Annotated in this window: 5 protein-coding genes; 3 read left to right on the top strand and 2 right to left on the bottom strand. The window is 75.4% G+C overall.

The features are described from left to right. Positions 1 to 150: 150 nt before the first annotated feature. Entirely contained in the window at positions 151 to 1194 is a 1044-nt protein-coding gene (locus tag ACFU6K_RS30820; RefSeq protein WP_380668565.1) for a Rieske 2Fe-2S domain-containing protein, read from the top strand. Positions 1195 to 1222: 28 nt separating this feature from the next. Here ACFU6K_RS30820 and ACFU6K_RS30815 read toward each other — a convergent pair whose 3' ends face one another. Then, positions 1223 to 1432, bottom strand: a complete 210-nt coding sequence (locus tag ACFU6K_RS30815) for a hypothetical protein (RefSeq protein WP_049661234.1) — start codon at positions 1430 to 1432, stop codon at positions 1223 to 1225. Next, a complete protein-coding gene (locus ACFU6K_RS30810) occupies positions 1429 to 2892 on the bottom strand; it encodes a PspC domain-containing protein (protein WP_380668563.1) in 1464 nt (487 codons plus the stop codon). The genes ACFU6K_RS30815 and ACFU6K_RS30810 overlap by 4 nt, the downstream gene beginning before the upstream one ends. A 134-nt stretch (positions 2893 to 3026) precedes the next feature. Here ACFU6K_RS30810 and ACFU6K_RS30805 point away from each other — a divergent pair, with 134 nt between their 5' ends. Both ACFU6K_RS30805 and ACFU6K_RS30800 read left to right on the top strand, forming a co-directional pair. Continuing rightward, complete coding sequence (locus ACFU6K_RS30805; protein ID WP_380668561.1) at positions 3027 to 4499, top strand: PspC domain-containing protein; 1473 nt, start codon at positions 3027 to 3029, stop codon at positions 4497 to 4499. Beyond that, on the top strand, positions 4492 to 5169 hold the full coding sequence (locus tag ACFU6K_RS30800) for a response regulator transcription factor (RefSeq protein WP_316523700.1): 678 nt from the start codon (positions 4492 to 4494) through the stop codon (positions 5167 to 5169). Before ACFU6K_RS30805 ends, ACFU6K_RS30800 begins: the two co-directional genes overlap by 8 nt. Positions 5170 to 5204: the final 35 nt, after the last annotated feature.

Raw genomic sequence — 5204 nt, 5'->3', positions numbered from 1 at the left:
GTTCCCGTACTGAAGGGAGCGACGGCGCGGCCGTTTCGCGGTGCGGGCGCCGCTCTCCGGGAGGGACCTCCCACCGAAAGCGGTCGGGAGCGGGCAGAATGCGGACCGGACCTGTCAGGGAGTGACGGGCGGCGAGGGAAGGTGTGAGGGATGTCGGAGGCCAGCAACCCGGTGCCGGCCGGTGGGGGAGCGGCCGGTCGGGCCGCCCGGGCGGCGCAGCGGAGGGCGCTCGCGTCCAGGTACGCGCTGCTGCCCCTGCGGCTCTTCCTCGGCGTCACGTTCGTCTACGCCGCCCTCGACAAGCTCTCCGACGCCCACTTCCTGGCCGGCGCGGGCGACCCGGCCTCCTTCGTCTCGCAGACCCAGGCCGCCAAGGCGGGCGGCAGCCCGATCTCCTTCCTGCTCGGCCCCGCCCTCGACCACCCGACCCTGTTCGCGCTCGCCATCGCCTTCGGCGAGCTGGCGGTGGGCCTCGGCACCCTGGTCGGCCTCTGGGGCCGGGCCGCCGCGCTCGGCGGCGCCCTGCTCAACCTCAGCCTGTGGCTGACCGTCAGCTGGAGCGTCTCGCCGTACTACCTCGGCAACGACCTGGCCTACCTGATGGCCTGGACCCCGCTGCTGCTGGCCGGTACGCCGTACCTGTCGGTGGACGGCTACCTGGCCCGCCGGGCCGGGCGGGACCGCGAGCGCGGGCTGGGCGAGGACCACGTCAGGCGCCGGTCCCTGGTGGACGGCGGGATCGCGGCCGTCGCGATCGGCGGGGCCGGGCTGCTCACCGGCTCGCTGACCCGCACCTTCGGCCGGGACCGGACGGCCGCGTCCAAGCAGTCGGCGGCACCGGTCTCCGGCGCCCCGGTCTCCGGTGCCCCGGCCGCCACCGCCCCGGCCCCCGCGGTGCCCGCCGCGAGCGTGCCGGTCGGCGGCTCGGCCCAGGTCAAGGACCCGGCCACCGGGGACGCCGTCTACATCGTCCAGCCCAAGGCCGGCCAGTACTGCGCCTTCTCCGCCGTGTGCACCCACGCGGGCTGCGCCGTGGACGCGCCGAAGAACGGTCAGCTGTACTGCCCCTGCCACGGCTCCCGGTTCGACGCCGCGACCGGCGCGGTGGTCAACGGGCCGGCGGTCAAGCCGCTGCCCAGGTACGCCGTCAGCAAGGACGGGGACCAGCTGACCCTGGGCCCCCAGCAGAGCTGAGGGCCCAGGGCGTGTCGGGCGGTGCGGGTCACTCCTCGCGATCGGGCCGGCCGCGCCGGGCCACCGCCGCGACCGCGCCGGCCAGGCCGCCGACGCCGAGCACGATGAAGGTGACCGGGATGACGATCCGCCCGTTCACCGACTGGTCGTTGAGCGCCGCGACCAGGTAGAGCACGGCGATCACCGTGAACAGCGCGCCCGCGATCAGCGAGAACAGGTCGAGCCGGTGCTTCCTCACTGCTGGACCACCTTGATGTTGCCGAGCCCGATTCCGAGTTCGAGATTGAGGGTCCCCTTGGCCGGCTGCCCGTTGGCAGGGCCGATCAGGTAGGTGTGCCGCCCGCTGCCGTCGGTCCGGTCGCCGGGGACGGTGACGTTGCCGAGGCCGATCCGGGTCACCAGGTTCACCGTCACGTCGTCCGGCACGGTGACGGTCATGTCGCCGACGCCGAGGTCGACCTTGGTGGTGAGGGCGGCGCCGGCCGGGTCGAGTCCGGCCAGGTCCAGCCTGATCTCCCCGGCGCCCAGGTTGTACCGGTCGTGCAGGTCGGCCGCCGAGGCGACGGTCCAGGCGCGGTCGCCCACCGCGTCGCGCACGGAGTCCGGCGAGTGGCCGACGAAGGCCAGCGCCAGGGTGAGCAGCAGACCGGTCACCGCCAGCCGGCGGGCCCGGCCGAACTTCGCGCCGACCAGCAGCGTCAGGCCCACCACCAGCAGCGCGGTGGCCAGCACCGTCGCGCTCAGCACGGTGGGGGTGTGGCCGCGGTCGGCGGAGGAGGACCAGACCGCGGCGGCGGCGCCGACCGCCAGCAGGAAGCCGAAGAAGCCGAGCGCCGAGCGTTCCCGGGGGCGCCGTACGGCGGCGGCCTCGGGGCGGCGCTTCGCGCCCTCCTTGCGCAGCGGGTCGCCCTCCGGCAGGTCGGCGCGCTGCCACCAGGGCTGGGCCGGGGTGCCGGCCGGCGGCACCGGGGTGCCGTAGGGCGGGGTCGGCGTGCCGTACGGCGGGGTCGAGGCGGCCGGGGCGGTGGCCCCGTACGGGTTGCGCTCCGGGTGGCGCGGGTCCCACAGGTAGCCGCCGTCCCCGGGGGCCGGGCCGTCGGCGGGGGCCTTCCCGGCGGCCCGGGCGGACCCGTCCTGCTCCGGCCGCGGCCAGCGGTACGCCCCGGCACCGTCCGCGGCCGTGGCGCCGGTGCCCTCGGACTCGGGGAAGTGGCGGTCGTACGGGCCGCCGTGCCGGTGCTCGCGCCCCCGGCCCCGACGGCGGTCCGGGTCGTAGCGCACCGCCAGGAAGACCAGGGCGGCGAGCAGCAGCAGCGGGAACAGCTGGCCCCCGTCGCCCATCGAGGAGAAGAACACCCCGGTGCCGATCACGGTCAGCAGCACCGCGCCGACCGACTGGCCGTCCACCCGCCCGGTGAGCACCCGCTGGAGCTCGGTGCGCCCGCCGCGGCCCTTGGCCCCGTCGTCGGTCGGGACGATCAGCCAGGCCAGGCCGTACAGGAACAGCCCGAGGCCGCCGGAGAGGCAGAGCACCACCGTGACGACCCGGAAGACCACCGGGTCGATGTCCAGGTGCCGGCCCAGGCCGCCGCAGACGCCGGCCACCACGCGGTGGTGCTCGGTCCTGGTCAGTGGCGGGCGGTCCGGTTCCGGCGGGGCGGCGGGCCCGGCCTCCTCGATGCGGGGGTCCTCGGTCATGGGCACCATCCTTCCGGCAGAGGACCGCCCGGCCCAACCGGGTCGAGCCCTGCCCGTACCCTGACTTGTCCCTGATACGGGATGGGGACACACCCTGATGCGCCCGCGGGTGCCCGCGTGGAACCATCGGTGGCGTGGCAGCCCCCGGTACCGATCCCCGATCCATCGCCCCCGACACCGCGTCGTCGGCCGGCGCCGACCCGAGCGCGCCCGACGACGGGCGGCCGCCCTACCGCCGGCTCTACCGCAGCCCGCAGGGACGGATGCTGGGCGGCGTCGCGAACGGCCTGGCGGTGCACCTCGGGCTGCCGGTGCGGTGGGTGCGGATCGCCTTCGTCGTGCTGTTCTTCGCGCAGGGGATCGGCGCACTGTTGTACGCCGCGTTCTGGTTCGTGGTGCCGATCGGCATCGGCGAGCCCTCGCAGCGCGCCGGCGCCCAGTGGGTGTACTTCAACGGGGCGTTCGTCCCGGCCGCGCCGGGGGAGCAGGGCGGCCTGCTGAGCAAGGCCGGCCAGGCCGGCGGCTGGGTGGGCCGGATGCGCCGGCTGCTCCAGCTCACCCTGCAGGGCGAGCCGGTGGGCGCCCCGGCGGAGGGGGAGGAGGCCGCGTCGGCCGGCCAGGCCGGCCAGGCCGGGCAGGGCGGCCTCGGCCAGCTCGCCGCCCTGGTGATGACAGTGGTCGGCGTGATCGCCCTGCTCAACGTGCTCGGCTGGCAGACCGCCAAGCCGTACACCTGGCCGCTGCTGGCGATCGGCGTCGGTGTGGCGCTGGTCTGGCGGCAGGCCGACGACTCGCGCTGGCAGCGCTGGTTCGGCATCGAGGAGGGCGAGAAGCGGCGCGGCGCCTACACCCGGGTCGGCGCGGGCGTGCTGCTCGCGGTCGCGGGCACCATCGCGCTGCTCGCCATGCAGGGCAGCGGCTCCACGCTCAGCTCGGTGATCGAGGCCTCGCTCGCGGTGCTGGCCGGCGTGCTGGTGCTGCTCGGCCCGTACGGCCTGCGGCTCTGGCAGGACCTCGGGGCCGAGCGCACCGCCCGCATCCGCGCCCAGGAGCGCGCCGAGATCGCCGCGCACATCCACGACTCCGTGCTGCACACCCTGACCCTGATCCAGCGCCGGGCCGAGGACCCCAAGGAGGTGCTGCGGCTGGCCCGCTCGCAGGAGCGCGAGCTGCGGCTGTGGCTGTACCGCCCGGAGGCCGCCGCCGAGGCCGCGCCGGACACCATGGCGGAGAGCCTGCGGGCCGCCGTCGCCGAGGTCGAGGACCGGCACGGCGTCCCGGTCGAGCTGGTGATCGTCGGCGACTGCCCGATGGACGAGCGGATCGCGGCCCAGATGCAGGCCGCGAGGGAGGCGACCGTCAACGCGGCCAAGTACGGTGGCGGGGGACCGGTCCAGGTCTACGCCGAGGTCGAGGGGAGGACGGTGTCGGTGTTCGTCCGCGACCACGGCCCCGGCTTCGACCCCGACACGGTGCCCGAGGACCGGATGGGCGTACGGGAGTCGATCGTCGGCCGGATGAAGCGCAACGGCGGCACCGCACGGGTGCGGCCGGCGGCGGGCGGCGGCACCGAGGTCGAGCTGGAGATGGAGAGAACGAATGACTGAGGCAGCTCCGGAGCGCACGGCCCGGGTCGTGCTGGTGGACGACCACCGGATGTTCCGGACGGGGGTCAGGGCCGAGATCGGCCGCACCGAGGTGACCGGGATCGACGTGGTCGGCGAGGCCGACGACGTGGACTCGGCGGTCCGCGTGGTCGCCGAGACCAGGCCGGACGTGGTGCTGCTCGACGTCCACCTGCCGGGCGGCGGCGGCGTCGAGGTGCTGCGCCGCTCCGTCGGGGTGATGGGCGAGCAGGGAGGGGTGAAGTTCCTGGCGCTGTCGGTGTCGGACGCCGCCGAGGACGTCATCGGCGTCATCCGCGGCGGCGCGCGCGGCTACGTCACCAAGACGATCACCGGCACCGACCTGGTGAACGCGATCTTCCGGATCGCCGACGGCGACGCGGTGTTCTCGCCCCGGCTGGCCGGCTTCGTGCTGGACGCCTTCGCCGCCACCGACACCCCGCCGGTGGACGAGGACCTGGACCGGCTCACCCAGCGCGAGCGCGAGGTCCTGCGGCTGATCGCCCGCGGCTACGCCTACAAGGAGATCGCCAAGCAGCTCTTCATCTCGGTGAAGACGGTCGAGAGCCACGTCTCCGCCGTCCTGCGCAAGCTCCAGCTCAGCAACCGCCACGAGCTGACCCGCTGGGCCACCGCCCGCCGCCTGGTCTGAGGCGCCCCGGCGTCCCGGGCCGCCGCCGTCGAGCC

The sequence above is a fragment of the Kitasatospora sp. NPDC057512 genome (assembly GCF_042802135.1).
In the GTDB taxonomy this organism is placed as follows: domain Bacteria; phylum Actinomycetota; class Actinomycetes; order Streptomycetales; family Streptomycetaceae; genus Kitasatospora.
Note: the sequence above shows the minus strand (reverse complement) of the source record. Positions and strands in the feature narration are given on the sequence as shown.